Below are 25,174 nucleotides of genomic sequence, written 5' to 3' on the forward strand. Positions count from 1 at the left end.
CGGTCCGCGCTGGGTGTGCCGGATCATGGCGCAACGCGCTCCAGCGCGTCGAGATCGCCGCCCACCACCAGGGGCAGATGCGCGGTGAGGTGTTCGATGGGCCATTCCCACCAGGCGATGGCCTCCAGCCGGGCGATCTCGGCCTGCGAAAAGCGCGCCTTGATCGGCCGGGCCGGGTTGCCGCCGACAAGGGTGTAGGCCGGCACGTCGGCGGTGACCACCGAGCGCGCCGAGACGATCGCGCCGTTGCCGATGCGCACGCCGGGCATCACCAGCGCCTCGTAGCCGATCCACACGTCGTGGCCGATCACCGTGTCGCCCTTGTACGGCAGCTCGCCCGGCTGCGGCATGACCTCCTCCCAACCATTGCCGAAGATCTGGAACGGATAGGTCGACAGGCCGGACAGCTTGTGGTTGGCGCCGTTCATGATGAACTTCACGCCGCGCGCGATCGCGCAGAAGCGACCGATCACCAGCCGGTCGCCGATGAAGGGGAAGTGGTAAAGCACGTTGCGCTCGAAGCCTTCCGAATCCTCCGGATCGTCGTAGTAGGTGTATTCGCCGACTTCGATCAACGGGTTGCGCACGGTGTTGCGGATGAAGCACACCTGCGGGAAGCCGGCCATCGGATGCGGGTTGTCGGGGCTGGGTCCATGCATCGGGCGCGCCTGGTCATCGGAAAGCGCCCGATGGTAGCCAACGGCGCGCGCGTCAGGCGCCAGGCGGAACCTTGGCAGGCGACTTGCGGGCCGCGGCTTGCTTGGCAGGGGGCTTTCTCGCCGCCTTCGGCTTGGGTGCCGGCAGCGCGTCGGCCGTGGCGCGCAGCAGGCGCTGCAGGGCGTCGGTGTCTTCCAGCGCGTCGGCCAACAGGTAATGCGGCTTGGCCGACGGATACGGTGGCTGCTCGATCACCTCGTGCAGCAGCGCGCGACCGGCGGCGGTGGGCTTGAGGAAGACCTGGTTGTCGCACACCAGCGCGACCACCTTGCCGTCCAGGTACAGCGCGTATTCGCCGAACATCTTCCTTGCTTCCAGCGCCGCACCCAGCCCAGCCTGGGCATGCACGTAGTCGATGAAATCCGCATCGGTTGCCATCTGAGTGCCTCGATCAGGGAATGCCGTTGCCGGCGTGCGCACGATAGCCCGGCCGCGTCTCCAACCGTGCGATCCAGGCGTCCACCGCCGGCAGCGCCGGACGCGCCATCGGCGTCATCCGCCACCGGTTCGCCGACAGACCCAGCACGATGTCGGCCAAGGTGAAGTCGGCGCCGGTCACGAAGGCGCCGGTGGTGGCCAGCTGCGCATCCAACACGGTCATCAGCCGATTCCAGGCCGCGACGCTGTGGTCGATCACGGCGCCATCCTGGAAGGCCCGGCTGTGCCGCACCAGCGCCATGAACGCCGGGCGCCAGGCGCTGTTGAGATCGGTAGCCTGCCAGTCCATCCACTGTTCCACCCGCGCACGCGCCAGGGGCTCGGCCGGCAACAGGTCGTGGCGCCGCTGGCGCGCGGCCAGGTAGCGGCAGATGGTGTTGGACTCCCACAACACCGCCGTGCCATCGATCAGCACCGGGACCAGGCCGTTGGGATTGAGGCGTCGCAGCGATTCGGCATCGCCGGGCGCCTGCATCGGCGCATGGTCGATCTGCAGCGCCAGTTCCTCGCCCAGCCACAGCACCTTGCGCACGTTGATCGAGGTCGGCTTGCCGAGCAGTTTCAGCATCGAGGTGGCTCAGTCGCGGGCGCTGTGCCGGCACACGCCGGCCAGATCGATCATGTGCATTTCGTGGCCCGAGGGAAAGTCGGTCCGCCCGTGCCCGGGAAACTCGGCCTCCCTCGGCTGCACTTTGGCCACGCCGATGCGCAGCATCGGGGTGGGCCACGCGATCCTCCTGCAAGTCCTGCAGCATGAAGGACCCCGACCCGCCACGACATTCGCTTACCTCGCCGGCGTCACCTGCCTCGACGAAATCCAGCGCGACGAACGACCCTCGGCTGGCGCCGTCATCGGCGCGGCCGGGCACGAACCATCACAGCGAGTTCGTCCTTGTGGTGTCCGCCCGCTGCGGCTCAAGCAGCCGGCAGCGGCAGGCCCGCCGCGTCCTTGACCGTGCGCAGCACGAAGCTGGAATTGACGTCGGACACCCCGGAGGCCGCCAGCAGCTTGTCCAGCAGGAAGCGCGAGAAATGATCCAGGTCGCGCACGGCCACGTGCAGCAGGTAGTCCATGTCGCCGGTCAGGGCGTGGCAGGCCACCACTTCGTCCCAGCTGGTCACCGCCGCCGCGAAACGATCGATGGCCGGCGAATCGTGCTCGGCCAGCTGCACGCGCACGAAGGCCTGCAGGCCCAGTCCGAGCGCGCGCGCATCCAGGCGCGCGCCGTAGCCGGCGATCACGCCGGCCGCCTCCAGCCGCTGGGTGCGGCGCAGGCAGGCCGAGGGTGACAGGTTGATCTGCGCGGCCAGGTCGGCATTGCTGGCCCGCCCCTGGGTCTGCAGCAGCGCCAGCAGGCGAAGATCCGTGCGGTCCAGCTCGACTTTTTCAGCCATATGGCGCGTCGCAACATTCGGTGACGCAATAAGATTGCGCCAGTTATTGGATTGCGCGCAAGTTTCGCAAGCCTGTTGCGCGGCCTTGTCGGTACGGTGGAAGGCCGGATTCGTATCGGAGTTCCGCCATGAACAGCGCCCCGCGCCGCGTCGAAAACCAGCTGACCGACAAGGGCTACGTGCCGGTCTACACCACCGCGGTGGTAGACCAGCCATGGGGTGATTACAGCGCGGCCGACCACCACACCTGGGGCCAGCTGTTTGAACGCCAGCGCGCGCTGCTGGTGGGCCGGGCCTGCGAGGAGTTCCTCACCGCGCAGGACGCGATGGGGATGACGCCGCTGGAGATTCCGCGCTTCGACGACCTCAATGTGGTGCTGGGGGCGGCCACCGGCTGGCAGCTGGTGGGCGTGGAAGGTCTGTTGCCGGAGTTGACCTTCTTCGAGCACCTGGCCAACCGGCGCTTCCCGGTGACCTGGTGGATCCGTCGGCCCGAGCAGATCGACTACATCGCTGAACCGGACTTGTTCCACGACCTGTTCGGCCACGTGCCGCTGCTGATGAACCCGCTGTTTGCCGACTACATGCAGGCCTACGGGCGCGGCGGGGTGAAGGCCCATGGCATCGGCCCGGAGGCGCTGGTCAACCTGACCCGCCTGTACTGGTACACGGTGGAGTTCGGCCTGATCAACACGCCTGAGGGGCTTCGCATCTACGGCAGCGGCATCGTCTCGTCCAAGGGCGAGTCGCTGTATTCGCTGGAGTCTCCCGCGCCGAACCGGATCGGGTTCGATTTGGAGCGGATCATGCGCACCCGCTACCGCATCGACGACTTCCAGAAGACCTACTTCGTCATCGACAGCTTCGAGCAACTGATCCAGGCCACCGCGGTGGACTTCACCCCGCTCTACGCCCGCCAGGCCCCGCGCGAAGCGCTGCCAGCCGGACGGGTGCAGGAGGGCGACCAGGTGTTCCACCGTGGCACGGGCGAAGGCTGGGCCGAGGGTGGGGATGTCTGAAGGTGGTTCGCGCTGAACCGTGCGTGCGTTCGATAGGGCACCTGGCCGACGGCGCGTCTGCGCTTTGCCGCCCTAGTGCCGCGTCGCCGCCTCCTGCTTCAAGGTGAGCGCACGCTGCCACAACGCATCGAGGATGCGTTCGTAGTCGCGGAACTGCTGCTCGTCCAGCGAGGTATTGGTGAAGAAGATGATGCCGATGTCCTTGTTGAGATCGCTCAGCATTTCCGTCTTCACGCCCGGATCGGTGCCACCGTGGCCGATCCGGGTCACGTTGTATTTGGTTGACCAGAAGATGCCGGAGTTCTTCTGGTCCAGCTTCACGTTGTCCGGCTTGTTGGCGGGGTTGTACTGGAAGCGCAGCATCCGCGCGACCGTCTCCGGTTCCAGGATCCGCGCGCCCTGATAGGCCCCGTCGTTGAGCAGGGCGATGAAGAAACGCGACAGGTCCGCGACCGAGGTGCGCACGCCGCCATCGGGATAGGTGGTGCCGCCGTAGAGCGGGATCGGAATGGCCATGCCGGACTGGGCGACATACAGCTGCGCGTGCCGGTGCGCCGGGATGTCGGCCAGGAACCAGGCGGTATTGCGCATGCCCAGTGGTTCGAAGATGTGGTCTTGGGTGTAGCGGTCGAGCCGCTGGCCGACCGCGCGCTCGACGATGTAGCCGGCCAGCGCCGCGCCGATGTTGGAGTATTCGCGGTGGGTGCCCGGCTTGACCTGCAGGAAGTTCTCCGGCGCATAGTCCTTGCGGCCGGGCTTGAAGTAGTCGGCCAGAAAGGTGGCCAACGGCTCGGGCGAATCGCCGCCGTAGTGGTAGGTCCGCGCGTAGACCACCCAACGGTCGGTGATGGAGGAGGTGTGCGTGGCGAGCTGGCGCAGGGTGATGGGCACCTCCGGGAACGCCGGATTGCGCACCTTGAACGGCAGATAGGCATTGATGTCCGTGTCCAGCGAAAGCTGGCCCTCCTGCACCGCGCGCATGAGGGCCGCGCCGGTGACGGTCTTGCTGATCGAGCCGATGTTCATCACCGTGTCCGGCGTGAAGGGGATGGCCCGGTCGCGATCGGCAAAGCCATAGCCCTTTGCCCACACCACGCGCTAGTCGACGATGATCGCCGCGCCCACCCCGACCAGGCTGGATTCGTCCATCTGCTGCGCAATGACCCGGTCCAGATCCGCGGCGGTCATCGGGCCGGAACTCGGCGCACCGGCCACACCTTGGCCGCACGACAGCATGAGCCCCGCCACCGCTGCAATTCCCCATCTCCACGCCATGCACGTCTCCCGGATTCTTTGGCCACCTGGAAGGAGGCGTCGAAGGACATGCTAGGCGTCGCACTCCCGCCCCCGCCACCGCGCTGCGACGAAACGCACCAAAGGACGACCGAAACCGGCCCTACGGCGAAGAATCGACCAGGACCATGTGTGTCATGGGAGCGGCTTCAGCGGCAATTGCGTCCGCATCGCGGTGGGGCGGTCACACACCCCAGGGTTGTCACACGGTCATGGCCCGATGCGATGGAAGCCGCTCGCACCGGAGTGCCGGGTCTGGCGTGATTCGCCAGTGTCCCCGCAAAAGAGAAGCGCAGCCGCTCAGCGCGCCAGCCACCCGCCATCGACCGGCAGGATGGCGCCGTTGACGTAGTCCGAGGCGCTGCTGGCCAGGAACACCGCCGCCCCGCCCAGGTCGCCCGGGGTGCCCCAGCGTCCGGCGGGGATGCGCTCCAGGATGGACTGGTTGCGCGCGGGGTCGGCGCGCAGTTGGGCGGTGTTGTCGGTATCCATGTAGCCAGGGGCGATGGCGTTGACGTTGATGCCCTTGCCGGCCCACTCATTGGTCAGCAGCTTGGTGATGCCCGCCAGGCCGGACTTGCTGGCCGTGTAGGACGGCACCCGGATGCCACCCTGGAAGGACAGCATCGAGGCCACGTTGATCACCTTGCCGTGGCCTTGGGCGATGAAGTGCCGGCCCACGGCCTGGGTCAGGAAGAAGGTGGACTTGAGGTTGACGTCCATCACGGCATCCCAGTCGTCCTCGGTGAAATCCACCGCGTCGGCGCGGCGGATGATGCCGGCGTTGTTGACCAGGATGTGCAGGCCGCCGAGGGCTTCAAGCGTCTTGGCGACGATGCCGGCGATGGGGTCCAGGCTGCCCAGGTCGGCCTCGATGCCGAGGAAGCGTCGGCCGGCCGCCTGCACCAGCGCGCCGGTCTCGTCCGAGGCGCGCCGCGCGACCGACACCACGTCCGCGCCGGCCTGGGCCAGCGCCACGGCGATGCCCTGCCCCAGTCCCACGTTGCCGCCGGTGACCAGGGCGACCTTGCCTTCCAGGCTGAAAGGATGACTTGCCATGTACATGACTCCGTAGCGGACGCAGGGGGCTTACTTGAGCTGGCAGATGTCCAGCACGTGCATGTCGGTGTAGTCCAGGTTTTCCCCGCCCATGGCCCAGATGAAGGCGTAGTTGGAGGTGCCCGCGCCCATGTGGATGGACCACGGCGGCGAGACGACGGCCTCGTTGTTCTTCATCACGATGTGGCGCTGGGCTTCCGGCTTGCCCATGAAGTGGTAGACGCGGTCGTTGTCGGACAGGTCGAAGTAGAAGTACACCTCGCTGCGCCGGTCGTGCAGGTGCGGCGGCATGGTGTTCCACACGCTGCCCGGCTTGAGGATGGTCAGGCCCAGCAGCAGCTGCGAGGACTGGCAGGTGGCCGGCACGATGTACTGGTAGATGGTGCGCTCGTTGCTGGTCTCCAGCGCGCCCCTTTCCAGCGGGACCGCGTCGGCGATGGAGATCTTCTTGGTCTCAAAGCGCGCATGCGCCGGCGTGGAGGCCAGGTAGTACAGGGCCGGGTTGGCCGCATCGGCCGAGGCAAAGCTCACGTCCTTGCTGCCCATCGGGATGTACAGGCCATCCTTGGGCGTCAGCGTGTACTCGGTGCCGTCGACCGTGACCGTGCCGGTGCCGCCACCAACGTTGATCACGCCCAGCTCGCGCCGCTCCAGGAACGGATGCCCGGCGGCCGCGGCCGGCTCGGTCTGGTCGGGCAGGCGCAGCGGCGTGGCACCCGGGCTGACGCCGCCGAGCACGAAGCGCTCGTAGTGGGTGTACTTCATGACCACCTTGCCGGGCTCGAACAGGCCGTCGAGCAGGTACAGGTCGCGCAAGGCGTCGTTGTCGACGCCCTCGATGGCGGCCGGGTGGGTGGCGTAGTGGGTCTTGCAGTACATGGCGTGCTCCGTAGCGGGGGGCGGGCACCGGCAATCGGCGCCGGCCGTGGGCGGATCGCGTCAGTCTAACGATCTTTGGCTACCGGTGTCATTGCGCGGTGCACGACGCGGCGGTGATTTTGAGTCTGAGGTAGGAAGGCGGGTTGGGCGCCTGTGTGGGAGCTGCTACAGCAGCGATGCGGCTCTCCCGGTGCAATCCTCAGGCTCTGGTGCCCGCTGGCACATCGGAAAGTTCTGACCGACTCCTGCGAACGATCCCGATACCCGCCGCTGCCGCATGCACCTAGCCTGGCGTGCATGCCGCCTCCTCACTCCCACCATCTGCGCAAGGGACGGTTTTCCTCGCCCGGCCAACGTTATCTGGTGACCTTCACCACGTACCGACGCCTCCCTCACTTTCGCCGCTGGTGCCACGCCAGTCATACCGCCCGTCATCTCGCCGACCCGGCACACTGGGGAAGCAACCGTCTGCTGTGCTGGGTGCTGATGCCGGATCACTGGCATGGCCTTCTGGAGCTCGGAGAGGAATCGCTGGGCCGTGCGGTGGGCCGAGCCAAGGCGGCCGCGAGCCGGGCCTGGCGTGCCACGGGGCGTGATCAAACGCGGTTGTGGGCGCAAGGGTTCCACGACCATGCGTTACGACGAGAGGAGGACGCGCTGGCGATCGCCCGCTATATCGTGGCCAATCCCGTCCGGGCCGGGATCGTGAAGCGTGTGGGCGACTATCCGTACTGGGACGCGATCTGGCTTCGATAATGGGGGCTTGGGTCGCGGTCACTCCCCCATGAAAGCTTCATCGCCGCTGTAGCGGCTCCCACGGAGACGGCCAGGTAGGGCTGCACCATCCGCCGGTCAGTCTTCCGGTGGCTGGCAGGAATCGCGCACCACCAGGTGCGGGCGCACGCTGGCGGCCGGCAGGGTCGTCGGCGAGCCTTCCGGCTGGATCAGCATGGCGGCGGCCATGCGTCCGGTATCGCGGGTGTTGCGGCGCACCGAGGTCAGCGGTGGCCACAGCCGCGAGGCCAGCGGGCTGTCGTCGAAGCCGACGATGGACAGTTCGCGCGGCAGGGTCATCCCCGCGCGCAAGGCCACCTTGTAGGCGCCGGCGGCCATCTCATCGTTGCCGGTGAAGATCGCCGTGGGCCGGGTGCCCTTGAGCAGCAGCTTCTCGGCGGCGGCCACGCCGGATTCGAAGGTGTAGCCGGCCTCGATCACCCGCGCCTTGGGCAGCTCGATGCCGCGTCGGTTGAGCGCCTCCAGGAAACCCGCGGTGCGCTCCTGGCTGGAGCGATAGACATTGGGACCGGTGATCAGGCCGATGTCGCGGTGGCCCAGCGAGAGCAGGTAATCGGCCGCCTCGGTGGCGCCTTCGCGGTCGTGGGTGACCACCGTCGGCGAGGTCGAATCCAGCGGCAGCGAGGCGATGCGCACGTAGCGGCAGCCGATCTGGGCCAGCATGTCGGCCAGGGCCTGGTCCTCGGAGGCGCGTGGCACCAGGATCACCCCGTGCAGCTTCTGCGCTTGGACGAAGCGGCGCACGCCCTCGATGTAGCCGGGGCTGCGGGTATCGCACGGATGCACGACCAGCTCGTAACTGGAACCACGCAGGGCATCCAGGGCGCCGTTCTGCATGTCCACCACGTACTGCGCGGTGGGGTTGTCGTAGACCATCCCGATCAGGAACGAGCGACGGAACGCCAGGCCGCGCGCCAGCGGATCGGGCGAATAGCCCACCTCGCGCATCAGCGCCTGGACCTTCTCGCGGGTGTCCGGCCGCACCAGCGGCGAATCGTTGATGATCCGCGACACGGTCTTCTTGGACACCCCGGACAGGCGCGCGATGTCGTTGATGGTCGCCACGCGCCCGTCCGGCAGCCTCGGCAGCGTGGGCGAAGGCGCATCGGCAGCTTTCTTGCGCGGCATGGCGGAGCCCGTAGCGTGGAAGGGAGAGATTCTAGCCGGTCGCCGGCGCCACGCCGGCGCGATCTAACGCGCGGTGGCGGACACCACGACAGGCGCCTGCCCGATTCGGACCGGCGGCTGCGCCCAAGTCTTGCCGTCGGGATGCGCTTTGAGGCGCAGGCGCGTTGGTGGCTCAGGCCCGCATCAGCTCCGGCAGCCACATCGACAGCTGCGGGAAGAAGGCCACCACCAGCAGGACCGCCAGCGCCGCCAGCCAGAACGGCCAGATGCTGCGCATGCACTCGGCCACCGAGATCTTACCGATGGCCGTGCCGATGAACAGCACCGAGCCCACCGGCGGGGTCACCAGGCCGATGCCGCCAGTCAGCACCAGCACCAGGCCGAAGTGGATCGGGTTGATGCCGTAGGCCTTGGCCACCGGCAAGAAGATCGGCGTGCAGATCAGGATCATCGGCGCCAGGTCCATGAAGGTCCCCAGCACCAGCAGCATCACGATGATCATCAGCAGCACCGTGATCTTGTCGTGGGCGAAGGACTGCAGGAATTCCACCGCGTGGGTGGGCACCTGCAGATAGGCCAGCAGCCAGCCGAACACCGCCGCAGTGGCGATCACGAACAGGATCACCCCGGTGGTGCGCGCCGCATGCGACACCGTGGCCAGGAAGGTGCGCCAGCCCAGCTGCCGGTACAGCAGCGCGGTCACGCCCAGCGCATAGAGCACGGCCAGCGCTGCGCTTTCCACGGCGGTGAAGATGCCCGCGCGGATGCCGAAGAAGATCAGCGCCACCAGCCCCAGCCCCGGCAGCGCCGAGACCAGCCGCAGCAGCACCGCGCGCGCACCGGGGAAAGGCTCGGTGCCGTAGCCACGCCGGCGCGCCACCGCATAGCCGGTGCCCATCATCGCCACAGTCATCAGCAACGCCGGGACGATGCCGGCGGCGAACAGGTCGGCGATGGACAACCCGCCGCCGGCCGCGGCCGAGAACAGGATCAGGTTGTGCGAAGGCGGCACCAGCAGCGCCACCAGCGCGGCGGTGATGCTGACATTGACCGCGAAATCGCGTCCGTACCCGCGCTGGACCATCTGCGGAATCATCGTGCCGCCCACCGCCGAGACATCGGCGATGGCCGAGCCGGAGACCCCGCCGAAGAACAGCGAAGACAGCACGCTGACCTGGCCCAGGCCGCCACGGAAGCGCCCCACCAGCGAGGCCGCCAAGGCGATCAGGCGCTCGGAGATTCCGCCGCGCAGCATGATCTCGCCGGCGAAGATGAAAAGCGGGATGGCGATCAGCGACGCCGAGCCCACCCCGGCCTGCATCTGCTGGACCAGCACCACCGAGGGCAGGTCCAGGTACAGCAGGGTCGCCAGGGCGGCACCGGCCAGGGCGAAGCCCACCGGCACCCCGATCACCAGCAACACCATGAACAATCCAAACAGCAATGCGATCGCCATCGCTTAAGCCTCCTTGTCCTGGCCCACGCCGACCAGCACCCGCACCAGGCGGAACAGCGCGAACACCGCGATCAGCGCCCCGCCCAGGCACAGCGGCGCGTAGTTGATGCTCTGCGGCAGCGGCGCGCCAGCGGTCTTGATGTGCAAGCCGTCGGCCAGCAGCACCGCGCTCCAGCCAGCCAGCACCACGCCCAGGGCCAGCATCACCAGCGGTGCGATGGCCTCGAACACCCGGCGCAGGGCGGCCGGGGTGCGCTGTGCCAGCAGGAAGAAGCCGAAGTGCCGCGCCTCGTGCACGCCGCAGGCCGCGCCCAGGCTCATTGCCGTGCTCAGCAGCAGCAGGGTCACCGGCTCGGTCCAGCTGGGCGAATCGTTGAGCACGTAGCGGGCGAAGACCTGCCAGCCCTGCACGGCGACCAGGGCCAGCAGGGCGGCGGCGGCGATGGCGATGGCCGCCGAGGCCAGGCGGTCCAGCGCGCGCTGCACGCCAACCAGCGGCGGGGCGGAGGAGGCGGCATGGACGTGGGGCATGCGCATTGAATCCTCAGGCGAAGTCGCGGATGCGACGGTAGAGCGGCTCGATTCCGGGGAGCTGCCGGTAGCGCTGCACCAGCGGCGCGGCGGCGGCGCGGAAGGCCTCCATGTCCACGTCGTTGAAGCGCACGCCAGCGGCCTGCACGGCCTCGCGCGCCGCCGTTTCGGAGGCGTCCCACAGCTGGCGCATGACCGGGACCGAGTCGCGCGCGGCCGCGACCACGCGGGCGCGGTCGTCCGGGCGCAGCTGCTCGAAGCTGCGCCGCGACATCAACAGTACGTCCGGTGCAAAGGAATGCTGGCTGCGCGACCAGTAGTGCGCGGCCTCGAAATGGCGGCTGGAGTGGAAGCTGCGAATGTTGTTCTCCGCGCCGTCCAGCATGTGCGTCTCCATCGCCTGGAAGGTCTCGCCCAGCGACATCGGCGTGGGGTTGGTGCCCAGCATGCGCATCAGCTCGATGAACATGTCCGAGGCCGCCACGCGCAGTTTGAGCCCGTGCAGGTCGCCCGGTTCCACCAGCGGCTTGCGCGTGTTGTAGAAGTTGCGCGCGCCCGAGTCGTAGATCGCCAGGCCCACCAGGTCGCGGGTCTCGAAGCCGCGCAGCACCGTGTCGGCCACCCCGCCGTCCAGCGCGCGGCGCTGGTGCTCGGTCGAGTCGAACACATAGGGCAGGCACAGCGCGCTGGTCAGCGGGAAGGCGTTGTTGAGCGCCCCGGCGTACACGCGGGTGATGTCGATGGCGCCGAAACGGGCCATGTCGATGGCCTCGGCCTCGCGGCCCAGCTGGCCTGCGTGGTACATGCGCAGGCGCAGGCGGCCGTCGGTCTCGCGCGCCAGGCGCTCGCCCATCCAGTTCACCGCCTGCACCGTGGGATAGTCGGCCACGTGCACATCGCTGGCGGTCAGCAGCTGGCCGCCGCCGTCCAGGCGCGTGACCGCCCGGCCCGGCGTGGGCAAGGTGGCCAGCGCGCCGACGGCGGCGCCGAGCATGGTCCTGCGAGTGATCATGGCGCCCTCCCGCGCGTGTTCACTCCATCGTCCGCAACCCTAGGCGGCGATGGCCCTGCATGGAATGTCGAAATATCCCTCGAACCGCACCAATGCCTGCTGGCCGATGCGGATGTCGTGGATGCCGGTGGCGTTGCCGGTGGCGATCAGGTCGCCCTGCTTGAGCGGGCGCCCGCGCTGCGCCGAGCGGCCCAGGGCGAAGGCGAAGGCCGCGCGCAGGCCGCCGGGCAGCAGCTGCGCCCCGCCGGTGCCGACGCGGGTGCCTTCGATGAAGGTCTCCGCGCGCAGACCGTCCTCGTCCAGGGCCCGCCAGTCGGGCACCTGTGGCCCCAGGATCAGGCCGTTGTTGTTGCCGAAGTCGCTGACCACCACGCGCGGGCCGAGCTGGTTGATGGTGGCCAGCGGGCTGCTGGCGATCTCCACGCCCAGCAGCAGGGTCGAGGCGATGGCCGCGGCCTGCTCGGGCGTGTAGTGCAGCTGGTCGGCCGGCGCGTCCTGTTCCAGGCGCAGCACGTATTCGGCTTCCACCGCGGCAAAGCCGCCGTCGAACACCGGGAACTCGACGATGGCACCGGTGGCATTCCAGAGCTGGCGCGCATAGATCGGGCCGAGCAGGCGCTCGTCGCCGCTGGCATCGCGGCGCTCGGCGGCGATGTAGCCGACCTTCCAACCGACCACCGTATCGGGCCACTGGGCAATGGCCAGGTCCTGCACCTGATAGGCGCTGACCAGGTCTGGCGGAATGGTCCCAGGAAAATCCGGCAACGATTGCCCCGCCTGGCGTGCCTGCACGAAGGCGTGCGCGATCGCCTCGGCGTCGGCGGGCAGTGCTGCGGAAGGATGGCGTTCCTGGCTCAAGGCGATGTCCCCGTTGGCGGCGAGCGTTGCTGCACTGCCCATCGACAGCGCCTGTGGTCGATGTATATGGTAAACCGGTGTCATTGGCAATGTGCACTGCGACATCGCCGCATGACGGACCTGGCGTCGACGACCTTGGGAGGGGTTGCCATGCAGCAGACCGGAATCGTCCACCGCGTGCTGGCTTGCCTGCTCGGCGGGCTGCTGGCCGCGGCGTCGGCGCACGCCGGGCCCGTACCGGCGGCAGGAGGCGAGACGCCCGCCGAACAGGCCTCGCGCCTGATGCTGTGGCCCGGCGGCCTGGCGCCTGGCGACACCGCGTTGGCCGGCGCCGAGCACATCGTCGAACGCAGCGCCGACCCGGCGATGCCGGACCGCTACATCGACCGGGTCAGCCATCCTTATCTTGTCGTCTACCGGCCCGCGCGGCCCGATGGCAGCGCCCTGCTGGTCGTCCCCGGCGGCGGCTACCAGCGCGTGGTCCTGGACAGGGAAGGCAGCGCGCTGGTGCCGGACCTGGTCACGCGCGGCGGGGTAACCCTGTTCGTGCTGCGCTACCGGCTGCCGGCCGAGGGCCATCCCGATCCGCGCGAGGTGCCGCTGGCCGATGCACAGCGCGCGATCCGCCTGATCCGCGCCCATGCCGCCGAGTACGGCGTCGATCCGCACAAGGTCGGGGTGATGGGCTTTTCCGCCGGTGGCCACGTCGCGGCCAGCCTGGCCACCCGCTTCGATGCGCGCGTGTATCCGCGCGTGGACGCCGCCGATGCGCTATCCGCGCGGCCGGACCTGCAGCTGCTGGTGTATCCGGTGATCGACCTGGGGCCGGTGATCGCCCATCCCGGCTCGCGCCAGCGCCTGCTGGGCGCGCACCCGGACCCGGCGAGCATGCGCGCCTACTCGGCCCAGAACACGGTCACCGCCGCCAGCCCGCCGGCGTTCCTGCTGCACGCGCAAGATGATGACGTGGTCCCGGTGGCCAACACGTTGGTCTACGCGCAGGCGCTGCTGGCGCACGGCGTCTCGACCGAGCTGCATGTCATTCCCCAGGGTGGGCACGGCTTTGGCGTGCGCGGCACGACCGGCCTGACCGTGGCCGCCTGGCCGCGGCTGGCCCTGGACTGGATGCGCTGGCAATACGCCACGCGCGATACGAACAAGCAGGAGGATTCCCATGCACCATGAAGACGGCAGCCGCCGCGCGTTTCTGCGCCAGGCCTCGCTGGGCGGCCTGGCCCTGGCCACCGCGCCCCTGTGGCCGGCCGCGGCTCGCCCGCTGGGCGACGCACCTATCGCCACCACCCGCAGCGGCCAGATCCGCGGCTATACCGATCGGGGGATCGCCGTGTTCAAGGGCGTGCCCTACGGCGCGGACACCGCGCCGCGCCGCTTCATGCCCGCCCTGCCCGAGCAGCCCTGGAAGGGCGTGCGCCAGGCCACTACGCTGGGTGCGGCCGCACCGCAGACCGGAACCGAGGAGCCGACCAGCGAGGACTGCCTGTTCCTCAACGTGTGGACCCCGGCGCTGCGCGATGGCGGCAAGCGGCCGATCCTGGTCTACATCCACGGCGGCGCCTTCAACAACGGCTCGGGCGGCGACCCGCTCTACGACGGGGTCAACCTGTCGCGGGCCGGCGACGTGGTGGTGATCACCGTCAACCATCGCCTCAACGCCTTCGGCTACCTGTATCTGGCGCAGTTGGGCGATGCGTCCTTCGCCGAGTCGGGCAACGTGGGCCAGTTGGACCTGGTGCAGGCGCTGCAGTGGGTGCGGCGCCACGCCGACGAGTTCGGCGGCGATGCTGGCAACGTCACCCTGTTCGGGCAGTCCGGCGGCGGGGCCAAGATCGCCACGCTGATGGCGATGCCCACAGCCCAAGGACTGTTCCACCGCGCCTGGACGATGAGCGGCCAGCAGGTCACCGCCTGCGGCCCGCGCGCGGCCACCCAGCGCGCGCGCCTGCTGATGGACGCGCTCGGAGTCAAGGACGCCGCCGCACTGCGCGCATTGCCGGCCCAGCGCCTGCTCGACGGCATGGCGACGCGCGATCCCTCGCGGGTGGAGGACACCGCGCTGTACGTCGGCCCGGTGTTCGATGGGGGGGTGCTGCCGAGCCATCCGTTCTGGCCGACCGCGCCGCTGCAGTCGGCGCGCCTGCCCATGGTGATCGGCAACACCCACGATGAGACCCGCGCCTTCCTGGGCCGCGATCCGCACCACTTCGAGCTGAGCTGGGACGAGGTGCCGGCGCTGCTGGAGCGGCAGCAGTACGTGGATCTGCTGCCCTCGATCGTGGTGGCCGGTTACCGCCAGCTGTATCCGCACTACAGTCCCTCGGAGGTGTTCTTCGCCGCAACCACGGCCGGGCGCTCGTGGCGCGGGGCGGTGGAGGAACTGGAGGCGCGTGCGCGCCAGGGCGCGCCGACCTGGGCCTATCAGCTGGACTGGTACGACCATGAAGGCGAGGCGGCCAGGCTGCGCGCCTTCCACACCCTGGATATCCCGCTGGTGTTCGGCAACATCGCCCAGCCCGGCTCGCGCACCGGCACGGGCGAAGGCGCGCAGCGCATGGCTAGGCAGATGCGCGACACCCTGCTGGCCTTCGCCCGCCACGGTGACCCCAACCACGCCGGTCTGCCGGCCTGGGCGCCGTACTCGCTGGCCCAGCGCGAGACCATGGTCTTCGACACCCCCAGCCGCCAGGCGCACGATCCCCGCGGCGGCGAACGCCGACTCTACGCGCAGGCGCCGTTCGTCCAGCGCGGGACGTTCTGATGACGGCCAGGACGACGCGCACGGCGGGGATCTGCCTGCTGCTGGCGACGGCCGTTGCGGCCTGCGCGCCGATGCCGACGCGCGAGTCGGAGCACGCCTTCCCGCCGCACACCGCCTTCGTCCTGCCCGCCGCAGCCGCGCCGGCTGCAGAAGCGCCGCTCCCCCAGGTGGAAGGCCTGAGCCGGGTGACCTTCGCCGGCTTCGACGCGCTGCGACTGGAGGCCCCCGGCGGCACCGCGGTCGTGGCCCTGTTCGGCGGCCACCTGCTGTCCTGGGTGCCACGTGGCGGGCAGGACGTGCTGTGGCTGTCGCCCGACACCGCGCGGCCACCGCAGCCCATCCGCGGCGGCGTGCCGGTGCTGTGGCCGTACTTTTCCAGGCAAGGACAGACCGCGGCGCTGCCCGCGCACGGACTGGTGCGCACCGTGCGCTGGCAGGTGATGGAGGCCACCCGTGCGCCCGACGGCACGCTGACGTTGGTGCTGGCCCCTCCGCAGCCGGTGCCCGGCCTGGCGCTGCGCATGACCCTGCGCGTGGGCCAGGCGCTCGAGCAGACCCTGACCACCACCAATATCGGGACTACGCCGGTGCGCTTCACCCAGGCGCTGCACAGCTACTACCGGGTGGGCGATGCAATGCAGGTTCGCGTGGATGGGCTGCAGGGGGCGACGTACCGCAACAAGGCCGAAGGCTTCGCCACTGCCTACGTGCAGCAGGGCCCCTGGTCGCTCACCGCCGCCGGGGGGCAGGTGGACCGGATCTACACCGGTACCGATGGGCACTACGTGCTGGACGATCCGGTGCTGGACCGGCGCATCGTCCTGGACACCACCGGCAGCCACAGCCTGGTGACCTGGAACCCCGGCGTGGCCGCGCAGACCCGCAGTCCGGACATCGGCTCCGGCTGGCGCCACTACGTGTGCCTGGAAACCGCCAATGCCGGTGACGACGTGGTGGTGCTGGCGCCGGGTGCCCGGCATCGGCTGGGGTATCGCGTCACGGTCCAGCAGCGCTGAGCGGCCTCACGCGCGCGCCGGGCGAATCCTTCTGCGCCGGGTCGGTGACATCCGCCTTGCGATGACCCGCCCGGCATCTCCCACGATGTCGGCGGGCGGCCTGGATTCCTGATCGACGGCGACGCGCTCAACTGCGGTGGGACGATGTGCACGACGCTTCCAAGTCCGCTTCGTGGGTCAGTCGCCCTGCCCGCATCAGGAAATGCTTTGCGACGAGCGAACCTATGCGGCGCATGCGCATCGGCGTGGCCACCACCGCCGAGACAACCGCCCGCACCGTCCGCTCGCAGCCCCGCTGCTAGGCTGGTGCGCCCCCTGCCCGGAGCTCGATTTGGATCTGGACCGCACCTACCCCGCCTTCCTGTTCGACATGGACGGCACCTTGCTGACCTCCATCGCCGCGGCCGAGCGCGTGTGGACGCGCTGGGCGCGGCTGCACGGGCTGGACCCGGGCTTCGTCCCCAGCATCCATGGCGCGCGGGCGCTGGACACCGTGCGCCGGGTGCTGCCCGACGCCGACGCGCAGGCCGAGGCCGCGCGCATCACCGCCTGGGAGATCGAAGACGTGGACGGCGTGGAAGCCATCGCCGGCGCGGCGGCCTTCACCGCCAGCCTGCCGGCGCACGCCTGGGCGATCGTGACCTCCGCCCCGCGCGAACTGGCCCTGCGCCGTCTGCAGGCCGCCGGACTGCCGCCGGGCCCGGTGATGGTCACCGCCGAGGACGTGGAGCGCGGCAAACCCGACCCGTCCGGCTACCGCCTGGCCGCCCAGCGCCTGGGCGTAGACGCCGCGCACTGCCTGATCTTCGAAGACGCGCCGGCCGGGATCGGCGCGGCCGAGGCCGCCGGTGCCGAGGTGCTGGTGATCACCGCTACCCATGCCGGGCACGTTGACACCCCACACCGCAGCGCGCGTGACTTCCTCGGCCTACAGGCAGAGGCCAGCAAAGCCGGCCTGCAGCTGCGCGAGCGCGCAGGCTGAGGCGAGCGGTCCTGTTCCCCTTGTAGAGCGCAGCTCGCTGCGCTGAAGCTCTCGCGAGGATCCGGTCGAAAAGAACAGCGGCGCAAGCGCCGCGCTACGGGGACGCCGGGGTTGCCTCGTTTCCCTGGCGCTGCGGCAACCCCACGTGGTTGTTGCGCAGGGTCACCTCGGGCACCTGCCCCTCGGTGACCAGGCGCAGCTGCGCGCCTGAGATGTCCAGGCCAGCCGGCAGCGGCAAGCGCACCTGGGCCGTCTTGGGCTGAAGATCGCGCGGCGCCCGCAGCGCCGGGAACGCCGCCTGGGCCAGGACCTTGCCCTTGGCGTCTTCCAGCAGCACCTGCCCCGCCGGTGCGTCCAGGTGGCCCAGGCTGTGCACGGTCACCGTCAGCGCACCATCGGTGGTCTGCACATCGTCAAAGCCGATGCCCACATCGGCGCGCTGCTCGATCGGCGTGGCTGCCGGGGTGACCAGCTCCAGCTGCATCACCCACTGCGCGTCCGGCGGGAATCGCACCTCGACCGTCCCGCTTTTCTGCCAGTCGAACTCGCGGGTTGCACCCTTGCCGTCGATCTTGCCATCGCCATCGCGGTCCACGCCGGTGGTCATGCGCCAGCGTCCGGCGGCGATGTTCCAGCCGGTCATCTGCGCGGCCTGCGCCTGGTCCGAGAGGTTGTAGCCGATCACGGTGAAGCGCTCGCGCGTGGGCCGCGGCACCAGCAGGGCCACCTGCACGGCGGCCTGCGGATCGTCGAAGCGCCAGCTCACCGTATTGCCCTGCCAGGTCTGGTTGCGCTTGAGCCCCACCCCGCCCAGGCGCACGTGCTGCAGCCATTCGGTCGGGGATTCGACCCGGTCGCTCCACCACTGCCCGTCGGTGTTGAGGTAGAAGTCGCGTTGCTTGGCGCGCGCTTCCTCGCGGAACAGCGCCGCCAGCTGCGCGGTGTCGCCGCTGTCCTGCCAGGCCACGTAGCGGGCGAAGGGCGAGGCGTCGTCCTGCTTCGCGCCAGCGGCGATCTTCGCGCCCCAGGTGTCGCGCTTGCCCAGCACGTCCAGGTAGTTCTCGGTCAACAGCGACAGCCCACCCGGGCCGGCGCGGTCCACGCGGTAGTCCAGCGGCTTGAGGTACTTGTCATCGCCGCTGAAGCGCCAGGCCGCCCAGAAGGTGTGCATCAGCTCCGAGCCACCGCTGCCGTCGAACAGCTCGCCGCCACGGGTGGCGCCAGTGGCCCAGTTGATCTCGTTGGGCAGTGCCCACTGGCCCTTGGCATTGGTGTAGGCGTGGGCCAGATAGCCATCGGCCAGGCCGGTGATCATGCCGCGCGCGGTGGGGTCGGCGTTGTAGGCGCCCAGCTGCATGATCGGATGGACGATGGGGAACGAGTACGGCTTCTGCCACTGCCAGTTGGGCTCGCGATAGACCTTGCGCCCGCCGAACCAGTTGCTGGAGAACAGCAGGTTGCCATGCGGATTGACCGTGATGATGTCGGTCAGCGCATGCACGGTCTTCATGATCCGCTCGACCGTGCGCGGATCGCCCCAGTTGAGGTAGAGCAGCTCGCTATTGAGGTTGATGCCCTCCTCGTAGCTGTGCAGCTCGTCGGTCTCGATCGTCGACAGCCCGTTGGTGAACATGCCGTTGCGGTAGTTGGCCGCGGACAGGGCCAGCAGCGAGGCGTTGAGCTTGTCCGGGTCCACGCCCATCAGCGCCAGGCCCGGCCATTGCTGGGTCAGGTCGGTGTCATCGGAGATGCCCCCGCCGAAATCGCCGTAGTCCACCTGGCGCTGGTCGATCCACCAGTTGGCAAAGGCCCGCGACAGCTTGAGGTCCTCCAGCTGCCAGAACGCCCAGTCCGGCACGTCCTTGGGCGGCGTGGGCTGCTCCACCGGCAGCGGGGCTTGGTTGTCGTAGCTGATGTCGTTCCACAACACCCGGCCCAGGGCGTGGTCCGGGTCCACGCGCAGCAAGTCGTGCATGTCGCGTTCCAGGCGCCGGTACAGCAGCTGCCGACGCGAGGTGGTGTGTTCCTCGACCAGGAAGCCCCAGTTGTCGCGGGCCTGGTTGAAGCGGTCGGCGGTGTGTTCGGCCAGGGCCTGCACGCGTGGCTTGAACACCAGATGCACGTGGGCGCCGTCCAGCGCACGCGCATCGAAGCCCGGCGCGGCCGAGGCCACCGACAGCATCAGGCTGTGGTCGTCGAGGATGCGGTCGCGCGTATCCAGCCACAGCGTGCGCGCCTGGCCAGGCTTCACCGAGACGCTGACATCGATCAGCTTGCGCGCCGGCCAGATCGGGTCGGCCACGGTGATGTTGAGCGGGATCAGGCCATCCTCGGCGGCCGGCAGGTCCAGCGCCGGCAGGTCCAAGGCGATGCCGTCCAGGCCATCGTGCATGTTGGTCCAGCCATAGGCCCAGCTACGCATCAGCGGCTGGTCCGGCGGCGGATCGCCCAGGGTGGATGGAATCAGCACGTGCACCAGCGGGCGCAGGTCGCCAGCAGCCTTGGCCGTAGGGCGCGGACGCGCGGGGGCGCGCTGCGGCAGGGCCACCACGGTGCTGCGTTCGGCGGCCGGGTAGCGTCCGGCGATGTAGGCACGCAGCTCGGCCAGGTTGTCGTAGTCCGGGGCGACATCGGCCTGCACGGTGTAATCCAGGCGGGCGCTGCCCTTGGGCACTTCAGCAGCGGTCACGTTGTAGGCCCAGATTTCCTGGATGGGCGTTTCCTGCGCGACGTTGGTGAAGCGTAGGTGGCCGCCGCGGCGGGTGGCGAACTGGCCGACGCTGCGCACCACGCCTTCGGGCCGCTGGAACAGGGGCGACAGCGCGCCGGCCTTGTCTTGCCCGTAGCTGGCCTGGCCGTAGGCCGCGCCGCGCAGCTCGATACGGTTGAACGGCTCGTCGGGCAGGGTCAGGTCCAGCGCCTTGCCGCCTTCCACGTAGACATTCCAGTCCGGCAGCTCGAAATAGTCAGTGCGCCCGGGCAGGCGCGAGCGGTTGTACACGCCCGGCCAGGTGGTCTCGTCGATGCCGTCGATGCCCTTGAACATCCATTCCTTCAGGTCGCGCGCATCGGCGAACTCGACCTTGCGGATGCGCGTCACCGGTGCGTCGAGTACCGGCGGCGCGCCCCGGTCCCAGCCATAGCGATGCCACCACACCTGGCCTTCGTCACGCGCGGCCACCGCGGTGGTCGGCTCGCGCAACCGGGCCAGCGCAGTGGCGCCGGCGACATCGAGCATGTGGTCGTAGACGCGCAGCTCGTCGAAGTCGCTGCCGCGCAGGAAGTTGTAGCGGCTCTGCACCTGGTGCGGCGACATCACGCGCCCGGCCAGGCCGAACTGGTCCAGCCCCGCATCCAGGTCGAGGGCGGCGTCCTTGCGCGCGACCTCCTGGCCGTTGACGTACAGGCGCACGCCAAGGGTCTCGTCCCAGGCGAAGGCGATGTGGGTCCAGGCATCGGCCGCCGGCGGGGTGGGCATGTCGAAGGACACCCGCGCCCGGGCCAGGTTGGCGTCGGTGACGAAGGCATCGAAGCCATGCCCGTTCCAGTCGATGCGCAGCCAGGCCATGTCCCAGCTGCTGTGGTCGGCGTAGCCGGCGCGGAAGATCACGAACGGCGCCTGCCCCACCGGATAACGCGGGCGCCAGAAGAACGCCAGCGTGCCGCGCTGGGTGTACAGGTTGCCCGGTGCCTCCCAGGACAGCACGCCGTCGTCGGCCCACTCGATCGCCTTGCCGGACTTGCCGGTGTCCACCAGCTTCACCTTGTCGCGGAAGTTGGGCACCGCCTGGCCGCTGGCCACATCGGCATCGAAGCCGTGATCGGCCGACACGCGAAACAGCAGCTGCGGCGCCTGCGCTGCCATCACCGGGCAGGACAGCGTCATCGCCGATCCCAGGCAGGCCAGGCGGACGAGGTGCATCGCAACTGCTTTCAACATCATGTTCTCCGATGGGATCTGCCGACCCATTGCATGGTCTGGCGGCGTGTTCGATCCGGTCTACGCATGACCGCTTCAGGGCGCTGCGAAGGGCTGCCAGTCGCCCAGGATGGCCTGCTCGGTGTACGCAGCGGCCTCCTCGCCGGACAGGTGATGGGACCAGGTCACCCGCTCTTCCGGGGCGGCGCCGGGGCCACGGCTGCCGAATTCGCCGTAGTAGGTCGTCGCTTCGGCGTCGGGCTTGTCCCAGTTGTGCCAGCCAGCCACCACGATGTTGGCGCCCAGATCGCTATCGATGAACACCGTGCGCGCGTAAGGCCGCCAGGGCCGACCCAGGTAGGTGGTCCCGATGCCCTCGCCGCGGACGATGGCGCGACGGAAGACATAGCCAAAGCGCTGCCCTTCCGGCGTGGAAGCCGCGGTGATGTAGCTGATCCTGCCCTTGGCCACGATGGTGCAGTCGTCGAACAGCGCCGTGGCCCCGCCAAAGATGAAGTCGATGGTGCCTTCGATGTAGCAATCCTTGAAATGGATCACGCTGCCGACATGGGTGTAGAGCGTGTCCTGGTTGCCCAGCAGACGCACGTTCCTGAAAGCTGCGTGCGGTGCCTGCACCGACAGGGCCAGGGCCTGGCCGACGTTGCCGGCGGTGTTTTCGATGGTCAGGTCTTCGGCGATGAAGTGGTCGCCGTACACGTACATCGTGGACGAGCCGCTGGTGCGCATGGCCTTGCCGGTCTTGGGATCGATCCGGTCGGCGTAGTTGTTCCAGCTCAGCACCGTGGCGCCGGCACCGGCGCCCACGATGCTGACCATCGACTTGGCCTTGCCCACGGTGACCACGCCCGGATAGAAGCCCGCCCGCAGGCGGATCACCTGGCGTGTGCGGTTGCCATCGGGCACTGCGTCGAGGGCTTGCTGCAGCGTGGTGAAATCACCGGAGCCGTCGGGTGCGACCAGCCAGTCCTTGGCCAGGACCGGGTTGGCCAGCACCGCCAGCGTGATCAGCAGCGCAGCCTGGCGCCAACGCCGGCGTGGGCGCGCAAGGGACCGGTGAAACAGGTTGGACAGCATGTCGAGGCGCATCCTCACAGCTTGTAGCGCACGCCGAGCAGGATTTCGCGTCCAGTCTCCGTGTAGGTCAACGGCAGCTTCCAGGACGAGGTGCCCACCCACTCGTAGGACGACTCATTGGTCAGGTTGATGCCCTCCAGACTCAGCTCCAGGCGCTTGTTGAGCTTCCAGGATAGCGAGGCATCGACGGTATTGACCGCATTCATGCCGTGGAAGTCAAAGCCGGGGACGCTGGCCGGCACCTGCGTGTAATAGCCATCGCGATGGGTGTAGGACACGCGCGCGCCCAGGCGCTGGCCTTCATAGAACAGCGTGCCGTTGTAGGCATTCTTCGACAGTCCGGTGAGGTCGGTCTTCAGTGAGCTGGCCCCGGTGGCGGTCAGGTACTGGATCTGCGAATCGACGTAGGTGTAGTTGAGCTGCGCGCCCAGGTTGGCCCACTTGCCCGGCAGGAAGCTGAAGGGCTGGGTGTAGTTGAACTCGGCGCCTTTCAGTTCGCCGCCGGGCGTGTTGAGCGGCACGGTGAAGGTGAACTCGTCGTTGACCGTGGCCCCGGTGCCGTTCAACAGCGCGGCCGGCAATCCACTTTGCGAATACGGCATCACCGTACTGGTGCCCTGGACGAAGCTGGCGATGTCCTTGTAGAACAGGGCCAGTCCCAGCATCGCCCCTTCCTGGAAATACCACTCGAAGCCCAGGTCGGCGGTGTCGGCGCGGATGGGGTCCAGCGCGGGATTGCCGCCATTGACGTAGTTGTGACCGCTGGTGACGCTCACCGCGACACCGGGATTGAGGCTGCCCAGGCTGGGACGGGCCATGACCTTGGCCGCGCCGAAGCGGATCAGGAAATCCGGGGTGATTTCCGCGACCAGATTCAATGAGGGCAATGTGTCGTCGTACTTGCGCGACACGGTGGTCTGCAGCAACGAGGTCCCGACCGTGGCGTAGCCGGTCGAGGTCTGGCTGGTCTGGACATAGCGCACACCGACATTGCCGGAGACCGGCACCGATCCCACGTCGAAGCCGAAGTCCGCCATCAGCCACGCGCCCCGGTCCTTCTCGCCCACGTTGCGTACGTTGGCGGTGCGTTGGTTCAGCGTGTAGATGCCGGTGCCGCTGTTGATGTCCAGCAAGTCGGAGATGGCGGTCAGGTCCGGAATGGCCCAACTGCCCGGATGACCGGTGATGCCCTGCAGTTGAGCCAGCTCGGTCAGTTCGGCCGGCACGGTCGTGGTGCCGTCGGCGAAGGTCGGCACCACCGCCTCGGAGCTCCTGCGGTATTCGTTGGTCCGGAAGGTGTAGTTCTTGGCAAGGATGCCGCCCCTGAGCGAGAACGACGGCCCCATGTTCCAGGTGAAATCCAGGCTGCCCGTATCGAACTGGTTTTCCACATACTGCGGCCGCAGGCGGATCTCGGCCAGGGACCAGCCGTTGGGATCGGTGGGGTCCACGCCGTAGTCGAACACCGGGAATTTCGCGCTGTCGCGATAGTCGTAGCTGTAGCCGTCCACCCCCACCTTGTCCATGATGATGGTGGTCTGGATGGGATTGTCGTGCTTGGAGCTTGACGTGCCCACCTGGCCGTTGATCTTGAAGCTGTCCGAGAACCGATGCTCGCCGCTCAGCGACAGCTGCTTGAACACCGTGTTCCACTTGTCCAGGCGCTGCTCGGAGCGAATCCCGGCATTGTCGAACTGTCCGTACAGCAAGCCGCCGGAAACCGGATCGATCTCGCCATCGGTGACCACCATGTTCGGCTTCTGGTTGGGATAGGCGAAGGAGATGGCCTCGATGTACTTCTCCACGCGCCGGGCATCGATCTTCGAGTACAGGCCGTCCAGGGAGAACTCGGTGTCATCGTCCAGCTTGAATTGCAGCGAGCCGGTCACCCCGAGCCGCTTCTGATCATGTTCAAGCAAGGTATAGCGGGGAAAGTACGGCGCATACACATCCGGGCTGACTGCCTGGGAGTACGGCGAATCCGGATTGAATCCTCTGTTGCTGGTGCCGCTGTACCAGCGGCCGGAGTTGCTGCCTTCCTCGCGGACCTGCCGCTCGGAGTAGGCCACCGAGAGCAAGGCGCCGAAGCGTCCATCGGCCCAGGTGTTGGCGATCAGCCCCGCCACGCGCGGATTGACCTTGTCGGCCATGTCGTTATAGCCCGCCTGACCGCTGGCGGCGAAGGTGAAGCCGTCGTAGTCGAACGGCCGCGCGGTGCGCAGGTCCACGGTGGCGCCAAGCGAGCCTTCTTCCACATCGGCGGACGCGGTCTTGCGTACCACCAGCTGCGAGAACAGGTCCGAGGCGAACACGTTGAAGTCGAAGCCACGGCTGCGATTGGAGCCACCGCTCTGATCCGATCCACCCACGGTGGTCAAGGCTTCCATGCCATTGATGCGCACGCGGGTGAAGTCCGGCCCCAGGCCACGCACCGAGATGTTGCGGCCTTCGCCTGCGTCGCGAGTGATCACCACGCCGGGAATGCGCTGCAGGGACTCGGCCAGGTTGAGGTCGGGGAAGTTGGCGATGTCCTCGGCCACGATGGCATCGACCATGCCGGTCTCCGCGCGCTTGATGTCCATCGCCTTTTCAAGGCTGGCCCGATAGCCGGTGACCGACACCGCATCCAGGTTGACGGCTTGCTCGTCCTGGGTGGGCCCCGTCGCGGCCTGGTCCTGCCCGGCGTTGTCCTGGGCGTTGGCGGCGCCGGCCTGCAGCGCCAGTCCAACGGCCACGGTGAGCACCGCACGCCTGATTCCACGCCCACCGGTGGGGGTGCCGGAGTTCATGATGGTCATGGTGATTC

The 25,174-nt window shown here is 68.5% G+C and carries 22 protein-coding genes; 6 read left to right on the top strand and 16 right to left on the bottom strand.

Translation table 11 applies throughout. The features are described 5' to 3' along the window. Positions 1–23: 23 nt before the first annotated feature. From ACORQU_RS07370 to ACORQU_RS07390, 5 genes are all read right to left on the bottom strand, one after another. Entirely contained in the window at positions 24–659 is a 636-nt protein-coding gene (locus tag ACORQU_RS07370) for a Vat family streptogramin A O-acetyltransferase (protein ID WP_491644247.1), read from the bottom strand. 52 nt (positions 660–711) lie between these two features. After that, positions 712–1,095 carry a TfoX/Sxy family protein gene (locus ACORQU_RS07375; RefSeq protein ID WP_491644248.1) on the bottom strand — a complete coding sequence of 128 codons (384 nt, stop codon included), beginning with the start codon at positions 1,093–1,095 and terminating at the stop codon, positions 712–714. 13 nt (positions 1,096–1,108) lie between these two features. Then, the gene (locus ACORQU_RS07380) at positions 1,109–1,723 is read right to left on the bottom strand and encodes a glutathione S-transferase family protein (RefSeq protein ID WP_491644250.1); all 615 of its coding nucleotides are present in this window, start codon (positions 1,721–1,723) and stop codon (positions 1,109–1,111) included. A 9-nt stretch (positions 1,724–1,732) separates the two neighbouring features. Further along, on the bottom strand, positions 1,733–1,870 hold the full coding sequence (locus ACORQU_RS07385; RefSeq protein ID WP_491644252.1) for a hypothetical protein: 138 nt from the start codon (positions 1,868–1,870) through the stop codon (positions 1,733–1,735). A 200-nt stretch (positions 1,871–2,070) separates the two neighbouring features. Beyond that, positions 2,071–2,550 (bottom strand): Lrp/AsnC family transcriptional regulator, encoded by a 480-nt coding sequence (locus tag ACORQU_RS07390; protein WP_271647987.1) that lies wholly within the window; start codon positions 2,548–2,550, stop codon positions 2,071–2,073. Between the two features lie 128 nt (positions 2,551–2,678). Here ACORQU_RS07390 and phhA point away from each other — a divergent pair, with 128 nt between their 5' ends. Beyond that, entirely contained in the window at positions 2,679–3,569 is an 891-nt protein-coding gene (phhA, locus tag ACORQU_RS07395) for a phenylalanine 4-monooxygenase (RefSeq protein ID WP_491644254.1), read from the top strand. A 72-nt stretch (positions 3,570–3,641) separates the two neighbouring features. On the opposite strand, the gene ACORQU_RS07400 is transcribed toward phhA, so the two are convergent. From ACORQU_RS07400 to kduI, 3 genes are all read right to left on the bottom strand, one after another. Next, on the bottom strand, positions 3,642–4,664 hold the full coding sequence (locus ACORQU_RS07400) for a serine hydrolase domain-containing protein (protein ID WP_491644256.1): 1,023 nt from the start codon (positions 4,662–4,664) through the stop codon (positions 3,642–3,644). A gap of 498 nt (positions 4,665–5,162) precedes the next feature. Then, a complete protein-coding gene (gene kduD / locus ACORQU_RS07405) occupies positions 5,163–5,921 on the bottom strand; it encodes a 2-dehydro-3-deoxy-D-gluconate 5-dehydrogenase KduD (protein ID WP_491644258.1) in 759 nt (252 codons plus the stop codon). Between the two features lie 30 nt (positions 5,922–5,951). Then, positions 5,952–6,800, bottom strand: coding sequence for a 5-dehydro-4-deoxy-D-glucuronate isomerase (kduI, locus tag ACORQU_RS07410; RefSeq protein WP_491644260.1), 849 nt, complete (start codon positions 6,798–6,800; stop codon positions 5,952–5,954). Positions 6,801–7,097: 297 nt separating this feature from the next. On the opposite strand from kduI, the gene ACORQU_RS07415 reads away from it, so the two are divergent. After that, on the top strand, positions 7,098–7,556 hold the full coding sequence (locus ACORQU_RS07415; RefSeq protein ID WP_491644262.1) for an REP-associated tyrosine transposase: 459 nt from the start codon (positions 7,098–7,100) through the stop codon (positions 7,554–7,556). Positions 7,557–7,652: 96 nt separating this feature from the next. Here the strand turns inward: ACORQU_RS07415 and ACORQU_RS07420 are convergent, their stop codons facing one another. From ACORQU_RS07420 to ACORQU_RS07440, 5 genes are all read right to left on the bottom strand, one after another. Further along, positions 7,653–8,723 carry a LacI family DNA-binding transcriptional regulator gene (locus tag ACORQU_RS07420; protein WP_491644263.1) on the bottom strand — a complete coding sequence of 357 codons (1,071 nt, stop codon included), beginning with the start codon at positions 8,721–8,723 and terminating at the stop codon, positions 7,653–7,655. A gap of 172 nt (positions 8,724–8,895) precedes the next feature. Further along, the gene (locus ACORQU_RS07425) at positions 8,896–10,179 is read right to left on the bottom strand and encodes a TRAP transporter large permease (protein WP_491644265.1); all 1,284 of its coding nucleotides are present in this window, start codon (positions 10,177–10,179) and stop codon (positions 8,896–8,898) included. A gap of 3 nt (positions 10,180–10,182) precedes the next feature. Next, a complete protein-coding gene (locus ACORQU_RS07430; RefSeq protein ID WP_271647978.1) occupies positions 10,183–10,710 on the bottom strand; it encodes a TRAP transporter small permease in 528 nt (175 codons plus the stop codon). A gap of 13 nt (positions 10,711–10,723) precedes the next feature. Further along, positions 10,724–11,722, bottom strand: coding sequence for a TRAP transporter substrate-binding protein (locus ACORQU_RS07435; protein WP_491644267.1), 999 nt, complete (start codon positions 11,720–11,722; stop codon positions 10,724–10,726). A gap of 39 nt (positions 11,723–11,761) precedes the next feature. Beyond that, positions 11,762–12,622, bottom strand: coding sequence for a 2-keto-4-pentenoate hydratase (locus ACORQU_RS07440; RefSeq protein WP_491644269.1), 861 nt, complete (start codon positions 12,620–12,622; stop codon positions 11,762–11,764). A gap of 108 nt (positions 12,623–12,730) precedes the next feature. Here ACORQU_RS07440 and ACORQU_RS07445 point away from each other — a divergent pair, with 108 nt between their 5' ends. The 4 genes from ACORQU_RS07445 (at position 12,731) to ACORQU_RS07460 (ending at position 17,354) form a co-directional block, all read left to right on the top strand. Then, on the top strand, positions 12,731–13,765 hold the full coding sequence (locus ACORQU_RS07445; protein ID WP_491644271.1) for an alpha/beta hydrolase: 1,035 nt from the start codon (positions 12,731–12,733) through the stop codon (positions 13,763–13,765). Continuing rightward, positions 13,755–15,356 carry a carboxylesterase/lipase family protein gene (locus ACORQU_RS07450; RefSeq protein ID WP_491644273.1) on the top strand — a complete coding sequence of 534 codons (1,602 nt, stop codon included), beginning with the start codon at positions 13,755–13,757 and terminating at the stop codon, positions 15,354–15,356. Before ACORQU_RS07445 ends, ACORQU_RS07450 begins: the two co-directional genes overlap by 11 nt. Further along, entirely contained in the window at positions 15,356–16,372 is a 1,017-nt protein-coding gene (locus ACORQU_RS07455; protein ID WP_491644274.1) for a D-hexose-6-phosphate mutarotase, read from the top strand. Before ACORQU_RS07450 ends, ACORQU_RS07455 begins: the two co-directional genes overlap by 1 nt. 331 nt (positions 16,373–16,703) lie before the next feature. Further along, entirely contained in the window at positions 16,704–17,354 is a 651-nt protein-coding gene (locus ACORQU_RS07460; protein WP_491644276.1) for an HAD-IA family hydrolase, read from the top strand. A 94-nt stretch (positions 17,355–17,448) separates the two neighbouring features. Here the strand turns inward: ACORQU_RS07460 and ACORQU_RS07465 are convergent, their stop codons facing one another. The 3 genes from ACORQU_RS07465 to ACORQU_RS07475 form a co-directional block, all read right to left on the bottom strand. Beyond that, positions 17,449–21,276, bottom strand: a complete 3,828-nt coding sequence (locus ACORQU_RS07465) for a LamG-like jellyroll fold domain-containing protein (protein WP_491644278.1) — start codon at positions 21,274–21,276, stop codon at positions 17,449–17,451. Between the two features lie 93 nt (positions 21,277–21,369). Beyond that, positions 21,370–22,380 (bottom strand): pectinesterase family protein, encoded by a 1,011-nt coding sequence (locus ACORQU_RS07470; RefSeq protein WP_491644280.1) that lies wholly within the window; start codon positions 22,378–22,380, stop codon positions 21,370–21,372. A 2-nt stretch (positions 22,381–22,382) separates the two neighbouring features. Then, positions 22,383–25,157: a TonB-dependent receptor gene (locus ACORQU_RS07475; protein ID WP_491645003.1), complete on the bottom strand. Its 2,775-nt coding sequence runs from the start codon at positions 25,155–25,157 to the stop codon at positions 22,383–22,385. Positions 25,158–25,174: the final 17 nt, after the last annotated feature.

It is taken from the genome of Pseudoxanthomonas sp. JC1303 (assembly GCF_058448525.1).